The following is an 833-nucleotide window of genomic DNA, read 5'->3' as shown; positions in this document are numbered from 1 at the left end:
GAAGCCCTGCGCGTGCCGGGCATGGCCTTCCAGCCCATTCCCCTGGAGGGCAACTCCTCTCGCTTCGATTTGGCCCTCACCCTCTTCGAGGTGCCTCAGGGCCTCACCGGCTTCCTCGAGTACAGCTCCGACCTCTTCGACGCCTCCACCGCCCAGCGCCTCATGGGCCACTTCGGCGTCCTTCTCTCCTCCCTCGCCGCCCAGCCCGACGCTCGAGTGTCCACGCTGGAGGTGATGACGGCGGAGGAGCGGAAGCAGCTCCTCGTTGAATGGAACGAGACGGACGTCGCCTTCCCGCGCGACACCTGCATCCACCACGTCGTCGCGGAGCACGCCCAACGCGAGCCGGACGCGGTCGCCGTGCGCATGGGGGAGAGAAGCATCAGCTACGCGGGCCTCGACGCCTGGGCCCATGGCCTTGCCGTCCAACTCCACGCGGCCGGTGTCTCCCGTGGCAGCCGCGTCGCCGTCCTCGCCGAGCGCTCTCCGGAGTTGGTGGCGGGCCTCCTCGCCGCACTCAAGGCGGGCGCCGCCTACGTCCCCATCTCTCCCGGTGTCCCGCCGGAGCGTCTGGCTTTCATGCTGGAGGACTGCGGTGCTTCTGTCCTCCTCACCCAGCAGCACCTGCGCGACTCGCTGCCGCCCCTCTCCGCTCGTGTCCTCGCGCTCGAAGTGGAGACTGCGGCGCACCAGCAACCGCTGCTGGTGATGCCCGTGGGCCCGGAGGATTTGGCCTACGTCATCTACACCTCCGGCAGCACCGGACGGCCCAAGGGCGTCGCTGTCCACCACCGCGCGTTGATGAACCTCGTCTCCTGGCACCAGCGCACCTA

General features: G+C 69.1%; 1 protein-coding gene. It reads left to right on the top strand.

The features are described from left to right. Positions 1-833: AMP-binding protein (locus tag D7V77_RS42265; protein WP_147452369.1), on the top strand; the 833-nt coding region annotated here is incomplete at both ends.

Origin of the sequence: Corallococcus sp. CA041A, assembly GCF_003612075.1 — a bacterium.
Taxonomy (GTDB): Bacteria; Myxococcota; Myxococcia; order Myxococcales; family Myxococcaceae; genus Corallococcus; species Corallococcus exiguus.
The sequence above is the reverse complement of the archived record's forward strand: the minus strand, read 5'-3'. Positions and strand labels throughout refer to the sequence as shown.